At 37.6% G+C, this 17,281-nt stretch carries 13 protein-coding genes; 4 read left to right on the top strand and 9 right to left on the bottom strand.

Features of this window, described 5'->3' with window-relative positions; all coding sequences use genetic code 11:
- Nucleotide 1 precedes the first annotated feature (1 nt).
- Nucleotides 2-1,231 (top strand): 2-oxoglutarate dehydrogenase complex dihydrolipoyllysine-residue succinyltransferase, encoded by a 1,230-nt coding sequence (gene odhB, locus AC1DG9_RS02705; RefSeq protein WP_288883718.1) that lies wholly within the window; start codon nucleotides 2-4, stop codon nucleotides 1,229-1,231.
- A 68-nt stretch (nucleotides 1,232-1,299) separates the two neighbouring features.
- Here the strand turns inward: odhB and AC1DG9_RS02700 are convergent, their stop codons facing one another.
- The 3 genes from AC1DG9_RS02700 to AC1DG9_RS02690 form a co-directional block, all read right to left on the bottom strand.
- Nucleotides 1,300-2,025 carry a head GIN domain-containing protein gene (locus AC1DG9_RS02700; protein ID WP_288883716.1) on the bottom strand — a complete coding sequence of 242 codons (726 nt, stop codon included), beginning with the start codon at nucleotides 2,023-2,025 and terminating at the stop codon, nucleotides 1,300-1,302.
- Between the two features lie 64 nt (nucleotides 2,026-2,089).
- Entirely contained in the window at nucleotides 2,090-3,745 is a 1,656-nt protein-coding gene (locus AC1DG9_RS02695) for a M1 family metallopeptidase (RefSeq protein ID WP_477634280.1), read from the bottom strand.
- Nucleotides 3,746-3,749: 4 nt separating this feature from the next.
- Nucleotides 3,750-5,627: a CocE/NonD family hydrolase gene (locus tag AC1DG9_RS02690; RefSeq protein WP_172660470.1), complete on the bottom strand. Its 1,878-nt coding sequence runs from the start codon at nucleotides 5,625-5,627 to the stop codon at nucleotides 3,750-3,752.
- A 114-nt stretch (nucleotides 5,628-5,741) separates the two neighbouring features.
- Here AC1DG9_RS02690 and lpdA point away from each other — a divergent pair, with 114 nt between their 5' ends.
- Entirely contained in the window at nucleotides 5,742-7,148 is a 1,407-nt protein-coding gene (gene lpdA / locus AC1DG9_RS02685; RefSeq protein ID WP_172660471.1) for a dihydrolipoyl dehydrogenase, read from the top strand.
- Between the two features lie 35 nt (nucleotides 7,149-7,183).
- Here the strand turns inward: lpdA and AC1DG9_RS02680 are convergent, their stop codons facing one another.
- The 6 genes from AC1DG9_RS02680 to AC1DG9_RS02655 form a co-directional block, all read right to left on the bottom strand.
- Nucleotides 7,184-7,993, bottom strand: a complete 810-nt coding sequence (locus AC1DG9_RS02680) for a hypothetical protein (RefSeq protein ID WP_337718248.1) — start codon at nucleotides 7,991-7,993, stop codon at nucleotides 7,184-7,186.
- A 115-nt stretch (nucleotides 7,994-8,108) separates the two neighbouring features.
- On the bottom strand, nucleotides 8,109-11,297 hold the full coding sequence (locus tag AC1DG9_RS02675; RefSeq protein ID WP_477634279.1) for an efflux RND transporter permease subunit: 3,189 nt from the start codon (nucleotides 11,295-11,297) through the stop codon (nucleotides 8,109-8,111).
- Nucleotides 11,298-11,357: 60 nt separating this feature from the next.
- Entirely contained in the window at nucleotides 11,358-12,425 is a 1,068-nt protein-coding gene (locus tag AC1DG9_RS02670; RefSeq protein ID WP_477634278.1) for an efflux RND transporter periplasmic adaptor subunit, read from the bottom strand.
- 2 nt (nucleotides 12,426-12,427) lie between these two features.
- On the bottom strand, nucleotides 12,428-13,771 hold the full coding sequence (locus AC1DG9_RS02665; RefSeq protein ID WP_172660475.1) for a TolC family protein: 1,344 nt from the start codon (nucleotides 13,769-13,771) through the stop codon (nucleotides 12,428-12,430).
- Between the two features lie 21 nt (nucleotides 13,772-13,792).
- Nucleotides 13,793-14,398 carry a TetR/AcrR family transcriptional regulator gene (locus AC1DG9_RS02660; RefSeq protein WP_172660476.1) on the bottom strand — a complete coding sequence of 202 codons (606 nt, stop codon included), beginning with the start codon at nucleotides 14,396-14,398 and terminating at the stop codon, nucleotides 13,793-13,795.
- A 195-nt stretch (nucleotides 14,399-14,593) separates the two neighbouring features.
- Nucleotides 14,594-15,199 carry a TetR/AcrR family transcriptional regulator gene (locus AC1DG9_RS02655; RefSeq protein WP_477634277.1) on the bottom strand — a complete coding sequence of 202 codons (606 nt, stop codon included), beginning with the start codon at nucleotides 15,197-15,199 and terminating at the stop codon, nucleotides 14,594-14,596.
- A 184-nt stretch (nucleotides 15,200-15,383) separates the two neighbouring features.
- Between AC1DG9_RS02655 and murB the strand changes: the two genes are divergently transcribed.
- Together murB and AC1DG9_RS02645 are read left to right on the top strand one after the other, a co-directional pair.
- A complete protein-coding gene (gene murB / locus AC1DG9_RS02650; RefSeq protein WP_172660478.1) occupies nucleotides 15,384-16,400 on the top strand; it encodes a UDP-N-acetylmuramate dehydrogenase in 1,017 nt (338 codons plus the stop codon).
- A 168-nt stretch (nucleotides 16,401-16,568) separates the two neighbouring features.
- Nucleotides 16,569-17,099: an RNA polymerase sigma factor gene (locus tag AC1DG9_RS02645; protein ID WP_048906458.1), complete on the top strand. Its 531-nt coding sequence runs from the start codon at nucleotides 16,569-16,571 to the stop codon at nucleotides 17,097-17,099.
- Nucleotides 17,100-17,281 lie beyond the last annotated feature (182 nt).

Raw genomic sequence — 17,281 nt, 5'->3', positions numbered from 1 at the left:
TATGAGTATAGAAATAAAAGTTCCGCCAGTAGGCGAGTCGATAACCGAAGTTGTTTTATCACGTTGGGTAAAAAACGATGGGGATGTAGTTGAGATGGACGAAGTAATTGCTGAATTGGAATCTGATAAGGCAACGTTTGAATTAACTGCAGAACAAGCCGGAACTTTAAAAACAGTAGCTACCGAAGGCGATACACTTGCCATTGGTGCTGTAGTTTGCAAAATTGAAGATGGTGGCGCTGCACCTAAAGCTAAAGAAGAACCTGCTAAGGAAGAAAAACCTGCTGCAGCTGCAGATAAGGCTGCTGCCCCGGTTGCCGAAAAAAGTGGTGAGAATTATGCTACAGGAACTCCTTCTCCTGCTGCCGGAAAAATCCTTGCTGAAAAAGGCGTTGATCCTGCTTCTGTAAAAGGAACAGGTGTTGATGGAAGAATTACTAAGGAAGATGCTGTTGCTGCAGAGAAATCTCAACCAAAAGCTGCGGCTCCTGCTGCTAAAGCTACTCCTGCGGTTACTGCTGTTGCAGGTTCTAGAAATGAGCGCAGAGAGAAAATGTCGCCATTGCGTAAAACGGTTGCTAAGAGATTGGTAACGGTTAAAAACGAGACTGCAATGTTAACTACGTTTAACGAAGTTAATATGAAGCCGATAATGGATTTGAGAGGCAAGTATAAAGATCAGTTTAAAGAGAAATTTGGTGTAGGCTTAGGCTTTATGAGTTTCTTTACTAAAGCTGTTTGTGAGGCATTAAAAGATTTCCCTGCCGTAAATGCTAAAATTGATGGTGAGGAAATAGTTTATAATGATTTTGCTGATATCTCTATCGCTGTATCTGCTCCTAAAGGATTGGTTGTTCCGATCATTAGAAATGCAGAAAGCATGAGCCTTGCTCAGATCGAGAAAACTGTTATTGAGCTTGCTACTAAAGCACGCGATAGCAAATTGACTATTGAGGAAATGACTGGTGGTACATTCACTATAACTAACGGTGGTGTGTTTGGATCTATGATGTCTACTCCAATTATTAATGCTCCTCAGTCTGCAATTTTAGGTATGCACAATATCATTGAGCGCCCGATTGCTGAAAAAGGAGAGGTTGTAATTCGTCCGATGATGTATGTGGCTTTATCTTACGACCACAGAATTATTGATGGAAGAGAGTCGGTAGGCTTCCTTGTAAGGGTTAAACAATTGTTAGAAGACCCAGCCAGATTATTGTTAGGCGTTTAATAGCTTAAACTATATAGAAAAACCCCAATGTTTTTAAGCATTGGGGTTTTTTATTTATTTGTGTGTGTTTATATTTTTCTTACGCCACCAGATCCTGATACAGTTTTTTGAACTGTAGGATTGCCTGAGTAGCTTATATTTCCTGACCCGCTTATCGCTGCATCAATGCTTTTTTGTGCATTAATATAAATATTTCCAGAGCCGCTTACATGTGCTGAAATGGTTTCTACTGAGAAATCCTTTCCAGAGAATGTACCTGATCCACTAATGGCAACTTCTGAACTCTTGGCTTTTCCACTAATTGACAACCCACCAGAACCGCTGATTGCGCCTTCGAAATTATTTACACTTGCTGATGCTTTGATATTGCCAGAACCGCTTACGGCAACACTCAATGAAGAAGAATTGATCATTCCTTCAACATCTATACTTCCGGAGCCGCCCAATCCTAATGACGTGATCTTTTTTGCGGTAATATAGGCTGTGATTTTTGCGTTTTTGAATTTTTTAAACCAATCGTTCCATTTTGTTTTTGGTTTAATGGTGAGCACGCCATTTTTTACCTCGGTAATAAGGTTATCTATGGCCTCTTGATCTCCTTCTAATCTAAGACTTTCTGTATTGCCGAGCTTAACTTTTGCATTAATAGAACCACCAATCTCGATACCTGTAAAATTGCTTACTTGTCTCTGTTGATTTGAGTAATATGTGGATTTGCTGCTTAGATTGGAAGCTTGGCTTGCTGTTCCCAATGCCAGGAATGCAAGGATTAATATTGAACTTATTTTTTTCATTTTGTTTAGGTTTTTCTATATGACGCACAGAACTTCAATTAGTTGCACCATCTTAAAAAAAAATCTATGATTTTTTAAGTTTAATATAAAAGTTCCGGTCTGCTTTGAAAGTATTTGCCGTTACGCCTTTGCCCAATTCAGCTGTTTTCCATTGAGTAGTTGGGTGGAGGAGGGAAAAGGTGTCTTCTTTTAGGCTTACCTTAACCGGCATATCAAAATTCTTTACATCGGCAAGCCATCTGTATGATAGTTTTGAGCCTACAATTTTATACTCTAAAGTTGGAATATTCGCATAACGAAGGTATTGGTCAAATACCTTATCCAGTTTTAAACCACTTTTCTTTGCTATATAATTCTCAACTTCTTGAGTGGTAACAGTTTTATGATAGAATGTTTTATTTAATCCCCTTAATATGCTTCTGAATTTCTCATCATTATTGATCAGCTGACGGATAATGTGGATCATGTTTGCACCTTTGTAATACATATCACCAGATCCTTCTTTATTGACATCATATTGTCCAATAATTGGAATATCGTTCTGGATGTTATGTCTTATCCCCACAACATAATCTGATGCAGCTTGTTTTCCATGTTCTGATTCTGTGAACAGGGTTTCAGAGTAGTTTGTGAAGGCTTCATGGATCCACATGTCGGCTATATCTTTTGAGGTGATATTGTTCCCAAACCATTCATGCCCGCTTTCGTGAACAATAATGAAGTCGAACTTTAAACCCCAGCCTGAGGCGGACAAGTCTTTTCCAAGGTAGCCCATTTYAAACTGATTACCATATGCAACGGCACTCTGATGCTCCATGCCAAGATGTGGTGCCTGAACAAGCTTATAGCCGTCTTCATAAAAAGGGTAGGGGCCAAACCAATGCTCAAAAGATTTTAGCATGGGTTTCACATCCGTATCCCAATGGGGATGGGCTTTTAAACTGTCCTCTTTAAGTGCCCAGTAATCAAGAGATAATTTGCCTTTTTCGCCCTGATACTGATCAGACCAATGCGCGTATTTGCCAATGTAAAAGGTTACGTTGTAGTTGTTTATTGGGTTGGCTACAAACCAGTTGTATTGCGTGTAGCCATCTGGTTTTTGAACAGTGCTTCTTAAGCGACCGTTTGAAATATCCTGAAGGTCTTTCGGTACAGTTATACTAATAAGCATGCTATCCACCTCATCGCTTTGATGGTCTTTGTTGGGCCACCAGCAGCTGGCGCCAAAGCCCTGACAGGCTACAGAAACCCATGGATTTCCAGACTTATCTTTGGTAAAGATAAAGCCTCCATCCCAGGGTGGGTTCTTTGCAATAACAGGATTGCCTGAATAATATACAGTAAAGCTTTCCTTAGCACCTTTTTTAATCTCAGTAGGGAAAGTTACAAATACTGCATTGAATTCTCTCTTGTAAGGAAGCTCGGTACCTTTAAATACAATTTTATCAACCTTAAGGTTATCGAACAGGTCAAATTGCAGTTTGCTGAAGTTTTGAGTAGCCGTAAATTTAAATTCATTGCTGCCGCTGATGAATTTGTTATCGATGTTAATTTTAACATCAAGGTGGTAGTAATTGATGTCGTAGCAGGTTCTTAACGGGGTAAGCGCACCTCTGAGGCTATCAGCCCTGAAAGATTTTTCGGCTCCGGTAAGTAATTGTGCCTTTGCAAAATTTATTGTACACAGTAACGCAATCGCACTGAATAATAGCTTCTTCATTAAATTATTGTTTTAGAACGGTTACGGTTAGTGAGGAAGAATTGTGTACATCGTGAAAAATGCGGTGTGTTGCCTTTTGGAAATCACTTGGCTCAGCCTGGTAAATATCCATGAATTTTTGAGGGTTTCTATCTGCTAATGGGAACCATGAATTTTGTATCTGTATCATAATCCTGTGACCTTTTTTGAAAGTGTGGGCAACATCAGGCAGGGCATAATTAACCTTGGTGATTTCGCCTGGATTGATGGCCTCAGGTTTCTCAAAGCTATTACGATATTTCCCACGCATAATCTCTCCGCGTACCAGCATTTGATAACCACCCATAATCAGGTTTTTTGGGTTTGTTGTGGGATTTGGAGTGTTTTCAGGATAAACATCAATTAGTTTTACCACATAATCTGCATCTGAGCCGGTTGTAGACACAACCAGATTGGCCAATACTGGTCCGGTTAGTGTGATATCCTCAGTTAACGTATCAGTTTGGTATACCTTAACATCAGGTCTGCGGGCAGCGAAGCGTTGGTCATCAATCATATATTCGCGCGTTCTTTTAGCTTGAACTCCATCCTGATAAGGAACTGGATTATTAGGGTCAGTTACGTATTCGTCCCAGCTATCTGTTCTCTTAACTTTTTCAAAGCTTAGTTTCCCATTGGGTTGCAAATACAGCGTTTTAGTTTCGGTATCTTTAGGCGGCCATGTACTAAACTTTTTCCATTCGTTGCTGCCAGTTACAAAGATGTTTGCTTCTGCGGCATTAAAATCACCCTGACCTTTAAGGTAGTGCTTAAAGAAAGGCAGCTCAAAGTTTTCCTGATAGTATGTGCTGGTTGGCTGTCCGAATTCAATATCACCAAAGCTGCTTCCGGTACTGCGTACCCAGCCACCATGGAACCATGGCCCCATAACCAGAATGTTATTTGCTTTTGGGTTTTGTTTCTCGATGCTTTTATAGGTTGCAAAGGTACCATAGGCATCTTCTGCATCAAAGAAACCACCAACAACCATAACGGCAGGTTTTACATTAACTAAATGCGGCTGGATGTTTCTTGCCTGCCAAAAGGTATCCAGATTAGGATGGGCAAATAAGTCATTCCAGAATTTAATGCTATCGGCAAAGTATTTATCTTTTAAGTTTTTAACTGATCCGGCTTCCAGGTAAAAACGATAGTTGTCTTGTATTGGAAATTCGAAACCTTTAGGTCCTTTGTCTGGAGTGATGGGCTGCGGTCTTGGAACACCGAATGTGCTCATAAAACTGAACGCGTCCATTAAAAACAGACTTCCATTGTGGTGAAAATCGTCGCCACGGAACCAATCGGTAACAGGGGCCTGTGGAGAAACAGCCTTTAAAGCAGGATGTGCTCCCGGTAAAGATGTGGTAGAGTAAAATCCTGGATAAGAAATGCCGTAGATACCAGCTGTGCCATTATTGTTTTCTATATTTTTTATAAGCCAATCAATGGTATCGTAGGTATCAGTGCTCTCATCAATGTCTTTTTTAGTTTTTTTGTTGGCTACCTGTGGTCTTATATCATCGAACGTACCCTCACTCATCCACTTGCCTCTCACATCCTGATAAACGAATATGAATCCTTCTCTCATCATTGCAGGGAAGTTGCCCAAACTGGTTTTGTATTTGTCTGCTCCGTAAGGTGCAACAGTGTATGGGGTTCTATTAATTAGAAAAGGGTACTTTTTTGTCTTATCTTTTGGGATATAGATTGAAGTAAATAATTTGACACCATCTCTCATGGTAATACTACGTTCAATCTTAGTGTAATTTTCTTTTACATATGCCGAATCGGATTGCTGTGCAAAAACAGCTGAAAATGTAAAAATGTGGATAGCAACAAGCCAAAGGAATTTAATACGGGCCATTATGGGTTAATAAGTTATAAATAGTAAATATAGTAAATGGAAATGTTTTAGGCTAATAAGTGTCAGATTTTGCCTCAGGTTTACTAACTTTGTTTAATAAAAAAAACCTTTAATATGCAATACGATGTAGTTGTAATTGGCTCGGGCCCGGGCGGTTATGTTGGAGCAATAAGATGTGCCCAATTAGGCCTAAAAACGGCAGTTATAGAAAAATATAAAACTTTTGGTGGAACCTGCTTAAATGTTGGTTGCATTCCATCTAAAGCATTGTTGGATTCTTCAGAGCATTATCATAATGCTGCTCATACTTTTAAAACCCATGGTATTGATCTTAAAGATTTAAAGGTTGACATGCCTCAGATGATTGCGCGCAAGAATGATGTGGTTGCTCAAAATACTGCAGGGATTCAATATCTTTTCAAGAAAAATAAAATTGACACATTTGAAGGTGTAGGTTCATTTGTTGATAAGAATACCATAAAAATTACCAATGCTGATGGTAAATCTGAGACGATAACTGCTAAAAATGTAATTATCGCATCGGGATCTAAACCAACAGCTCTTCCATTTTTACCTGTAGATAAAAAACGCATCATTACTTCAACTGAAGCTTTGACCATTACTGAAGTGCCTAAACAAATGATTGTTATTGGTGGTGGGGTAATTGGTTTGGAGTTAGGTTCTGTATATGCTCGTTTGGGTACTAAAGTATCAGTTGTTGAGTTTATGCCATCTATTATTGGTACTATGGATGCTGGTTTGGGCAAAGAACTACAACGGGTGTTAAAGAAATCTTTAGGGATGGAGTTTTACATGGGCCATAAAGTTACCGGTGCAACTACAAAGGGCAAAAAAGTTACTGTAACGGCTGATAATGCTAAAGGCGAACAAGTGAAACTTGAGGCTGATTACTGCATTGTTGCTGTAGGACGTACCGCTTATACTGCTGGCTTAGGTTTAGAAAACATTGGCATCACTACTGAAGAGAGAGGAAATAAAATTCCAGTTAACGAGCATCTTGAAACTTCGGTACCTGGAGTATATGCCATCGGCGATGTAATTAAAGGCGCTATGCTTGCGCATAAAGCAGAAGATGAAGGCGTTTATGTAGCAGAGAGATTAGCCGGACAAAAACCACATATCAACTATAACCTTATCCCTGGTGTTGTTTATACATGGCCTGAGGTTGCATCTGTAGGTTATACTGAAGAGCAATTAAAAGAAAAAGGTGTTCAATATAAAGCAGGTTCATTCCCTTTTAAAGCAAGTGGAAGAGCTAAAGCAAGTATGGATACTGATGGTTTTGTGAAAGTATTAGCGGATGCTAAAACCGACGAGATTCTTGGGGTTCATATGATTGGCCCTCGTGCTGCTGATATGATTGCTGAAGCGGTGGTTGCGATGGAATTCCGTGCTTCTGCTGAGGATATTGCAAGAATTTGTCACGCACACCCAACATACACCGAAGCCCTTAAAGAAGCGGCTATGGCAGCTACAGAAAACAGAGCAATACATATTTAATTGCAATGACATATTATAAAAGCAAAGGCCTTAGATTATTCTAAGGCCTTTGCTTTTAAAGCTGGATAGGTTTCGTATAAGACCTTTATGGCTATTTCAATAAGTCTTAAATTTTCTTCCTGATGGCCGTGCTGTACTTCTACATTTATGTAAGGAATATTTTTACTCATAGCATAAACGGATAAAGAACCATCATCAGGTGCTTCTGGAGATTGGAGTATTACATTTACCTTTTCTTGCTTTAAGCGATTAAATAATTTTAAGTCGGTTACTAGAATCAGATCATCATTATCCATTTCGAAATTGATGTACACAGAATCTGCAGCGCTTTCTAGCTCATAGCCCTCTAGATACGACGAAATACCAAACGCACCATCTCCATTATTATGTAAGGTGAAAATGTACCCAAGTTTTTTAGGATTGTAAAAGTCGAGAATCAGCTTGCCGGTTCGTTCTAGTTGCATTAGAACTTCATCATTATCTACATTTCCGTACTTTTCAAGGCCCATAATAATGCCTTCCTGCGTATAAATGCTGTTAGGATCTGTTTGGAAATTAAAGCCATCCTTTGCGAATTTAAAATTCCTTACACCGCCATACTGGCAATCAATGATGTTGCCCCCATTAAATTGTATGTATTCAAAAGCTGCTTTTACTCCAGTATCTTCATCATCATGTATAGCAAGGAAACTGATCTTTGGTTTCCCATAACTATATTTTACAAGATTGATGTTTAAATCATTTAATGCAATAGTACTTGTATCAGTCAACATTCCCTCAAAAACAGGAGGATGCTGTGCTTTTATCCCGAATGAAAAGCCGCATAACAGCAGCAGTAATATCATGTGTTTCAACATATTCCCTGTAAATACAACAAAACAATTATAATTGTTTTTAATTATTAAAACAAAAAGAGGAACTTTTCAGGGTTCCTCTTTTTATTATTATCTATTTGAAATACTACTCTGCAAGGTCATATTCCAGAACATCTTTATGTTCGTATGGCTCTTCCAATAATTCGTCTATTGTTTTGCCTTTTTTGTTAAAGCCTAATTTATCTAACATCATATCAAAAATCAGGTAAACAACCGGTACAACAATTAATGTTAAAAATAACGAACTGGTTAAACCACCTACAATAACCCAGGCCAGTCCATTTTTCCATTCCGCACCGGCACCACTTGCAAGGGCAATTGGAAGCATACCAAAGATCATGGCTATGGTTGTCATTAAAATTGGACGCAAACGTGCATGGTTAGCTAAAATTAATGCTTCTATTGTAGACTTTCCCTCTGCTTTCATGTGATTGGTAAAATCGACTAGTATAATCGCATTCTTCGCCACCAAACCCATTAGCATAATTAAACCTAAAATGGTGAAAATACCGATAGAGTTATTTGTTAAAGCAAGCGCCAGAAAGGCACCGATTAACGCAAGTGGGAGAGAGAACATTACCACTAAAGGATAAACAAAACTATCATATAGCGCCACCATAATTAAATAAACTAGAATAACAGAAGCGAGTAAGGCAATACCCAGGGTACCAAAGCCTTCGGACTGATTCTCCTGGTCTCCTGCCCATGCATAACTTACACCTATAGGGGCTTTTAACTTTCCATTTTTTTGCATTTGTTCCAGTTTTGTCTGAAATTCAGCAACAACAGTTCCTGTAGGTCTACCAATAGATTGTGCTTTAACAGATACTGAGGTCGATTTATTTAAACGCTCTAACTGACTTGGTCCGGAACCTTCGGTAATTGATGCAAACTRCGAGAGTTTAATTTGCTCGCCATTAGCGTTTACAAAGATAAGGTTACGTACATCGTCAACATTTTTTCTGTTGAAATCCTGGTATTGGATATTAATGTCATATTCGTATTCACCTTTTCTGTATTTACCATCTGTGTTGCCAGCAAAGGCAGTTTGCATGGTAGAACCTACCGTTTGCAATGTTAAGCCCAAAGCCGACATTTTATCACGATCAACCTGAACGTTAATTTCGGGAGTTCCTTTTTCTACAGATAATTTGATCTCCGTTGCACCTGGGATCGTTGCAAGTACTTTTTGGGCACCTTCTGCATATTTTAATGCACTATCCAGGTCAGAACCCATTACTACTAATTGTATCGGAGCATTTTCTGCAATACCCAAAATACTAATTGGTACAGTTTTAACCTTAGCACCTACCAATTCTTTAGCAAGTGCACGGCTCATTTTGGTTGCGAAAATGTCTGACGAGACACCCTCGCGCTCATTACGCTCAACCAGCTTTACATTGATCTCCGATTTATAGGCTGTTGCCTGAGTTCCACCGAAATCTCCACTGGCTTGACCAACAGTAGTAATTAGCTGAGTAATTTCCGGCTGTTTGTCCAAAAATGCTTCCGCTTTTTGTGTGTAAAAGTTAGTTTGTTCCAGAGGTGCATCTTTTGGCAATTCAATTTGAATTAAAAACTCACCTTTATCAGATTTAGGGAAAAACTCAGAACCAATAAAACCAGCTCCAGCTAACCACATTGCCCCTACAAACAGTACCACAACGGCTGCGATGGTGCGTCTTTTATGATTTAACGACCAGGTCAAGATGTTTGTAACCCATAATGTGAATTTTTTTAATTGTTTTTCAAACCAAAGGATAAAACGGCCAAATATGTTTTTGCCTTCAATATGTTCTAATTTACCGTATCTAGAGAAAAGGAGAGGTACAATGGTAAATGAAGCAACCAACGAAAGTAATGTTGCAATAATTACAACCACACAGAACTGACGTAGAATGTTCGACACAAGACCTGTACTAATGGCGATAGGGAAAAACACAACCACAATTACCAGGGTAATGGATACAACTGTAAAACCAATTTCTCTTGTCGCATCAGAAGCTGCTCTTACTTTATTTTTACCCATCTCCATGTGTCGCTGGATGTTTTCCAGAACCACAATCGCGTCATCCACAAGGATACCTACCACGAGCGACAAACCTAATAATGACATCAGGTTCAAGGTAAAGCCAAATAAACTTATACCAATAAATGTTGCAATTAATGATGCCGGAATGGATACCATTACAATTAATGCATTACGTAAACTATGCAGGAAGAATAGCATTACAAATGCTACCAGTACAACTGCCAGAATTAAATCGTGAATAACGGCATCTGCAGATTCTAAAGTGAAGATGGAGCTGTCGTTAACAATTTTAATGTTGAGTTTATTAGCGGCGTATTCTACTTTTAATTTCTCTATAATTTTATGTACACCTTTACTTACTTCTACCGCATTTGCATCACTCTGTTTAATAATTTGGATGGCAATAGCACCTTTTCTATCAATACGAGCAAGCTTTTCGGTTTCTTTTTGAGAATCTTGTACATCGGCAACGTCACCCAAACGAATTTGAGCGCCAGCTTTTGATGTTGTTAAAACAAGGTTTCTTAACTCCTCAAGGTTTCTGTATTTTCCAGATAAACGGATCAAAACATCCTGATTCTCTGTTTTAACACTTCCGGTAGGGAAGTCTAAGTTTGAGCTTAAAATCATTTGTTGTACCTGAGGCACAGAAAGATTATAGCCCTGTAATTTATCTGCATCTAAAGAAACCTGGATTTCTCTTTCAGATCCACCAATTAGGTTAACCTGAGCAATCCCGCTTACTCTGGAAATAACCGGAGCAATCCTTTGGTCAATTAAATCATAAAAGCTAATATCATCCATATCTGCAGAGGCCGACATGGTGATAACCGGTAAATCATCTAATGAGAATTTACTTAATGAGGGTGTTTTCACATCCTCAGGTAAATCTGAAAGGATGGCATTTACCTTACGTTGAGCATCATTTAATGAAATATCAATGTTGGCTGCATCAGTTAAAGTAATCGTAACTGTTGATAAACTCTCAAATGATACCGAGTTTATTTTTTTGATATTTTCCATTGATGATACCGCATCCTCAATTTTCTTAGTTACGGTATTTTCTACCTCAGCGGGTGAAGCTCCAGGATAAATGGTTGAAATAGATACTACGTTGTTTGAGAATTTTGGTAATAACTCATAGCCCAACGAAAAGTAACTTAATAGCCCTAATAGAGTAAGTGCAGTAAATACTACAATTACCAGGGAGGGCCTTTTTATCGATATGTCTGTTATCTTCATTTTCTTTTTTTATTGCGTATTGCGACTGGCATATCGCGATCATTAACTGCCGGGATTGACCTATTTTACTATGCTGACAGGAGTACCTTCAGCCAAGTTAATCTGTCCGCTTGTAATTACAGTTTCTCCTTCGTTTAGTCCGTCAAGGATTTCAACAAAATCACCTAAAATACGGCCAGCAACTACTTTACGAATTTTAGAAGTGTTATTTGATTTATCTAACATAAATACCTGGTTGMTACTTACACTACCCACAAAAGAAGTACGCGGGATTAAAATGCTTGGCGCTTGCTTAGGGAAGTTAAATACCGCTGTTCCATACATACCTGCTTTTAGGCTGTTTTTGGTATTGTTGTCTACTTCAATTTCAATCGGGAAGTTTAAAGTCGCATCAGCTTTTGCTGCAATGAATGTAACCTTGCCATTGAATTTTTCTGTTGGGAAAACAGAAGATTTGATGTCAATTTTATCACCGATTTTTAGATTAGCAACTTGTGATTCGTTAACGTTTACTCTTAACTTTAATTTAGAAACATCTACAATTTCAAATAACTGAGTTCCTTGTGTGTTTACAAACGCTCCAACTTCAATGTATCTTTTATTAATTATACCATTGATAGGCGATTTAAGATTTGCATCGCTTACTTTGCGCTGTGAAGCTTGCAGGCGTAATTTTGCGTTTTGAGTTGTTAATTTAGCCTGATCTAACTGCTGTTGTGTTACACCACCAGTTTCGTAAGAACTCTTGTATCTGGCCTCATCTCTCAATGCATTTTGATAGTTTGCTTCTGCAGTTTCTTTGTCGGTATTGATAATTTCAGCGTCAACACGAGCTAGAATTTGTCCTTTGGTTACGCGATCACCTTCATCAACATAAATTTTGCTTACCCTGCCAGCATTTTCTGAAAGGAAGTTTAATTCTTGTTTAGGCACAAAGTTTCCATTGGCAGCAAAATCCAGATCAACTACTTTCTTATCTACATTTGCAATTCGAACAGCAACAGCACCACCGCCTTCTGCAATAAAGGCTGTTTTTGCTTCGTTTTTCTTCTTATTGTTGCTTAAAACATAAGCTATTGCGCCAAGGGCGACAACGATTATAACAATTATAATAATTACTCTTTTCATTTCTATTTTGCTAGCGATTTAATATTTCCGTTCGATTTGATTAATTGTATTTCGGCTATTTTGTAATTCAATAGCGCCTGGATGTAGCTGTTTTGAGCTTCAGTAAGTGAATTTTCTGTGTCCAGTAGATCAGTTAGGTTCGCCAAACCATTGTTGTAATTGTTTTGCGTACTTCTGTAAATCTCATCTGCCAGTTCTGCATTTTTCTTTTGTGCATTAATTGTGTTTAAGTTATTGCGCAACTGAATTTTAGCATTCTCATAAGCCAAGTTTAATGAGTTTGTTGACTCTCTTCTGTCCTCTTTTGCTTTCTTAATATCTACGTCGGCCTGGCGTACCTTTGAACGAGTCAGGAATCCGTTGAAAATTGGTATTTTTAAGGTTAGACCCACAGCTGAGGAACCATAACCAATAGCCTTACTGCTTGTCTTTAAGAAGTCGAAACCTTGATTTTGACTGGAGTAAGTGTAGTTTCCACTTAAAGATAAGTTAGGATAATACTCTGCTACGTAAGCCTTACGCTGCAGCGATAAAAGTTTGTCCTGAATATCCAAAAGTTTAATTTCTGTTCTGTTGTCTAAAGAAATAGAATCTGCAAGTTCAGGTAATTGGGTTACTTCAGTAAGTTCTGTTTTAGGCAATGTAATGCTGGTGCTTACTGGCATTCCCATTGAAAATTTCAACTGGTTTTCCAATTGTGTAATAGCATTTAAAGTTTGCGAACGCTGTGTTTCCAAATTGGTAAGGTTAACCTTGATACGATCAACGTCAATTTTTTTAGCCAAACCATTTTTGTGCTGATTGGAAATGATATTTTCAATAACTTTTACATTCTTAATGTTGGTGTCGATTACATTCATTTGCTGTCTGTTTACCAACACCTGATAATAATTGCCTGCAACTAATTCTATTAACTGCTCTTCTGTAAGCTGGGCAGTAAGATTATAATACTCCTCACTGGATCTTGCAGCCTGTAAGCCTGTAAAAACCTGTTGATTGAATAGTTGTTGTGAAAGTTGGACTCCCGCAGATGAATTCCATTTTTGACCGAATTTAAGCGTCTGTAATTGTCCTCCAAAATCAACCACCTGCTGGCCGATTATAGGATTGTAAGTTAAGCCTGTATTACCTGTAATTTGTGGTAAAGCCTGAGCCCTAACTTCCTGGGTTTTATATTTTCCCCCATCAATATCAAGTTTTGCTTTTCGCACATTTGCGCTATTCTGGATGGCGTAATTTAACGCATCTTTTAAGCTAAGCGTTTGTTGTGCACTAACCGTATTTGATAATACCAAACCCAGTAATAATAGTGGGATTGTTTTTATCTGTTTAATAATAGTGTTCATATAATATAATTAGTCGTCTGTTTATTTTAATCCTTTAAGGAAGATATTCGAGAGGTTTATTTGTTTTTCAAGCATTGCCTTCATTTCTTTTTTACTTGGGAACAGCTCCTTGTTGCCATGTAAAATACATAGAGAGGTTATTCCTGCTAAACTCTCAAGATACAATTCTGCAATTTTGTCAGCATCGTCTTTGGCAAGTTCCCCTCTGTCCATTGCTGCTCTGAAGATATCGGCATGGAAATGTTCATTTTTCAATTTCATTTTCATGAAATGTTCTCTTAATTCATCAGAATTTAAGGATGAATCCGGGCTGCCTCCAGATAAGTGAAGCATATAGTACTTCTGAAAGAAGCGGTGTTTAACTTCAATAAAGCCAGTTAAGCGTTCTTCAATAGACATCTCGGTTGATTTGTCTTTTTCGATAATTTCAAAATAATCAGAGAATATCTTATCAATAACACCAAATACCAAACTGTTTTTATCTGGGAAATAATAGTATAATGAAGGTTTTGATACTGATAGATCCTCAGCGATCTCATTCATCGTGGTTTTGTTAATACCATAGTGAATAAAACGTTTAATAGCCCCCTCAATTATAGCATCCCTTTTTTTATCAATTTCTACCATTTTACTTTTCTACTTTTTGACTTTTTTAATTCAACAGTCAAAAATACTGCCATTATTTTACTTGAAGAATTTTAGCGTTAAAATCTCATTAAACTGACAAAATGATGACAAAAAGAGGATGGTCTATAAAGAAAGCTGTGGTTGACAGTCTTTTACAGATGTAAGAATTGTGATGTGAAGATGGAGGTTATCAGGTTATTTGGCCTTTAAACCAGCCAGGAAAATCTCTGCAAGCATTTTCTCTTTTGCAAAAATTTGCTTGAACTGTTCTTTTCCGGGGAACATAATTTTATCTCTGCTCAGAATATTAAAGTGGATTCCCGACAGTGCATCGATAAATATATCAGTAGCTAATTTAGGATCTTCCATCGCTAATTCACCGCTCGCTATTCCTCTGCTAAAAAGAGAGCCGATGATAATTGCCTCGAAGGTTCGGGCCCTTTGGAATTTTTCATAAAGACCTTCTGGTAGTTCTGTGCTGATTAYCTGGTTCGACTCAAATAAATTATAGTATTTCTGAATGTAACCCTGACGTTTTTGAAGTAATTTAAGGACACCCTCGGTAGCAGTTGTGGTTTTATCAATAGACTTAACAAGGTCTCTGCTCATGATTTGCATAAGGTGTTCGATAGAGCTTACGTACAAGCTTAACTTATCAGGAAAATAATAATAAAGAAGAGCTTTTGAAAAAGAAATGTCTTTGGCAATTTCTGTCATTGTGGTTTTTGATAATCCATAATGAGCAAACCTTTTTAACGCAGCTTCAATAATTAAAATTCTTTTCTTATCCTGATTTTCCATACAAATATTAGTGTTCTCCCTTACTGTTCTTGAACTTACCTCAACGCCCTATAATCGTATAATGTGCCTGTTGCGGTAAAATTTCATGAAAAATAGTCAAAATTTTTAAATATTGATTTTAACATGTTTATTACAGGGCTTATCAATTACATTTGTAGTGTTTACTTAATCTGTTGAAACCTGTATGTTGGACGTGCAAAAGAATAAATCATTAAAACCTTACAATACATTTAGTATATCTGTAGATGCAAACTATTTTGCCGAAATCCTTTCTGAACAAGACCTTAAGGATGTATTGAAATCGGAGCTTATTAAGCAGCAGAATTTATTGGTTTTAGGTGGGGGGAGCAATGTATTGTTTACAAAAGATTTTAATGGCCTGGTGGTTAAAATTAGTATACCGGGGATTTCAAGTGTTGAAGAGGGGGATGATATTATTGTGACAGCTGGGGCAGGAGTAGTTTGGAATGATCTTGTAAAGTACTGTGTTTTAAATGGTTTTGCTGGTATAGAAAACCTTAGCCTTATTCCGGGAACTGTGGGAGCATCGCCGATACAAAACATAGGTGCTTACGGAGTAGAGTTAAAAGATGTTTTTAAATCTTGTGTGGCTTATGAAATAACTACCTCTGAAAAGAGGATCTTCAATTTTGAAGATTGTCATTTTGGATATAGAGATAGTGTTTTTAAAAATGAACTGAAAGGTCAGTATATAATTACATCTGTTAGTTTTAGATTAACTAAATCTGCAAAGATTAATACCCAATATGGAGCTATACAGGAAGAGTTAAATCGTAAAGGCATTGCTGTTCCCACAATTGCAGATATTTCAAATGTTGTTTCTGAAATAAGGGTTGCCAAGCTGCCTGATCCTTCTACAATTGGTAATGCCGGAAGCTTCTTTAAAAACCCGGTTATTACCTGGGTTGAATTTGAAAAAGTTAAATCTGAACATCCGAATGTGGTTCATTATCCGGCTCCAGATGGTAAAATAAAACTTGCAGCAGGCTGGTTAATAGAACAATGTGGATTTAAGGGGATTGTTGTAGGACAAACAGGAACATGGAAGAATCAGGCATTGGTTTTGGTTAATCATGGCGCTGCTACCGGGACGGAAGTGTATAGTTTTTCAGAACAAATTATAAATGATGTGAATGCCAAGTTTGGCGTTCAATTAGAAAGAGAAGTAAATATTCTGTGACAACGTTCCATTCGATACTGTAGGCATCGAAAATTAATTTCATAACATGGATATCTATTTTTTGGTACATATGTTGTATATGTTTTGGAGAGTAAGATTAAACAAACTGGTGAGCGCCACTCATAAAACTCTGTTTGTTTGCTTTTTTAACCCAAAACTTAAAACATTATGACAAAAAATGAATTCAACCTCAAATTAAATGACCACTCGGTCTCTTTACAGTCATTCGCTTTAAATTTTACAAAAGATATTGAAGATGCAAACGACTTGGTGCAGGATACTATGTTGAAGGCTGTAACTTACTATAGTAAGTTTAAAGAAGGAACAAATCTTAAAGGATGGTTGTTTACCATTATGAAAAACACCTTTATTAATAATTATCGCCGTTTGGTAAAAACAAACGCATTAATTACGAAATCGGATGATATTTCTTCGGCAAATCTTCATTACAGCGCTTCTAGAAATACCAGCGACAGTAAGTTTGTAATAGGCGAYATTAATAAAGCTTTGGCTACTTTGCAACCGGAGTATCATATTCCATTTGTTAAGTATTTTGAGGGGTATAAATACCATGAAATTGCTGAAATGCTGAATATTCCAATTGGTACAGTAAAAACAAGAATACACGTTGCCCGTCAGATTTTAAAGAAATATTTAAAAACCTATTCTAAGGACGTACTTGGAGCAGAGATTGTTTAAAAATTTAATCCATAAAAAAGGGGCGCATTTATGCACGAATGGTCGGAAGAAATTCCGGCCATTTTTTATGTTTTGAAAAACAGACCAGGGTCACCGCCACACTGCACCACAATCAAGGCTATAGCTAAGTCTCTCACCTCCATTGCGAACCTTCGTTTTGAGGTCTTATAGCCTTGTTTATT

The organism is Pedobacter sp. 05L430, from assembly GCF_056397585.1.
This window is presented reverse-complemented; position numbering and strand designations above follow the sequence as displayed.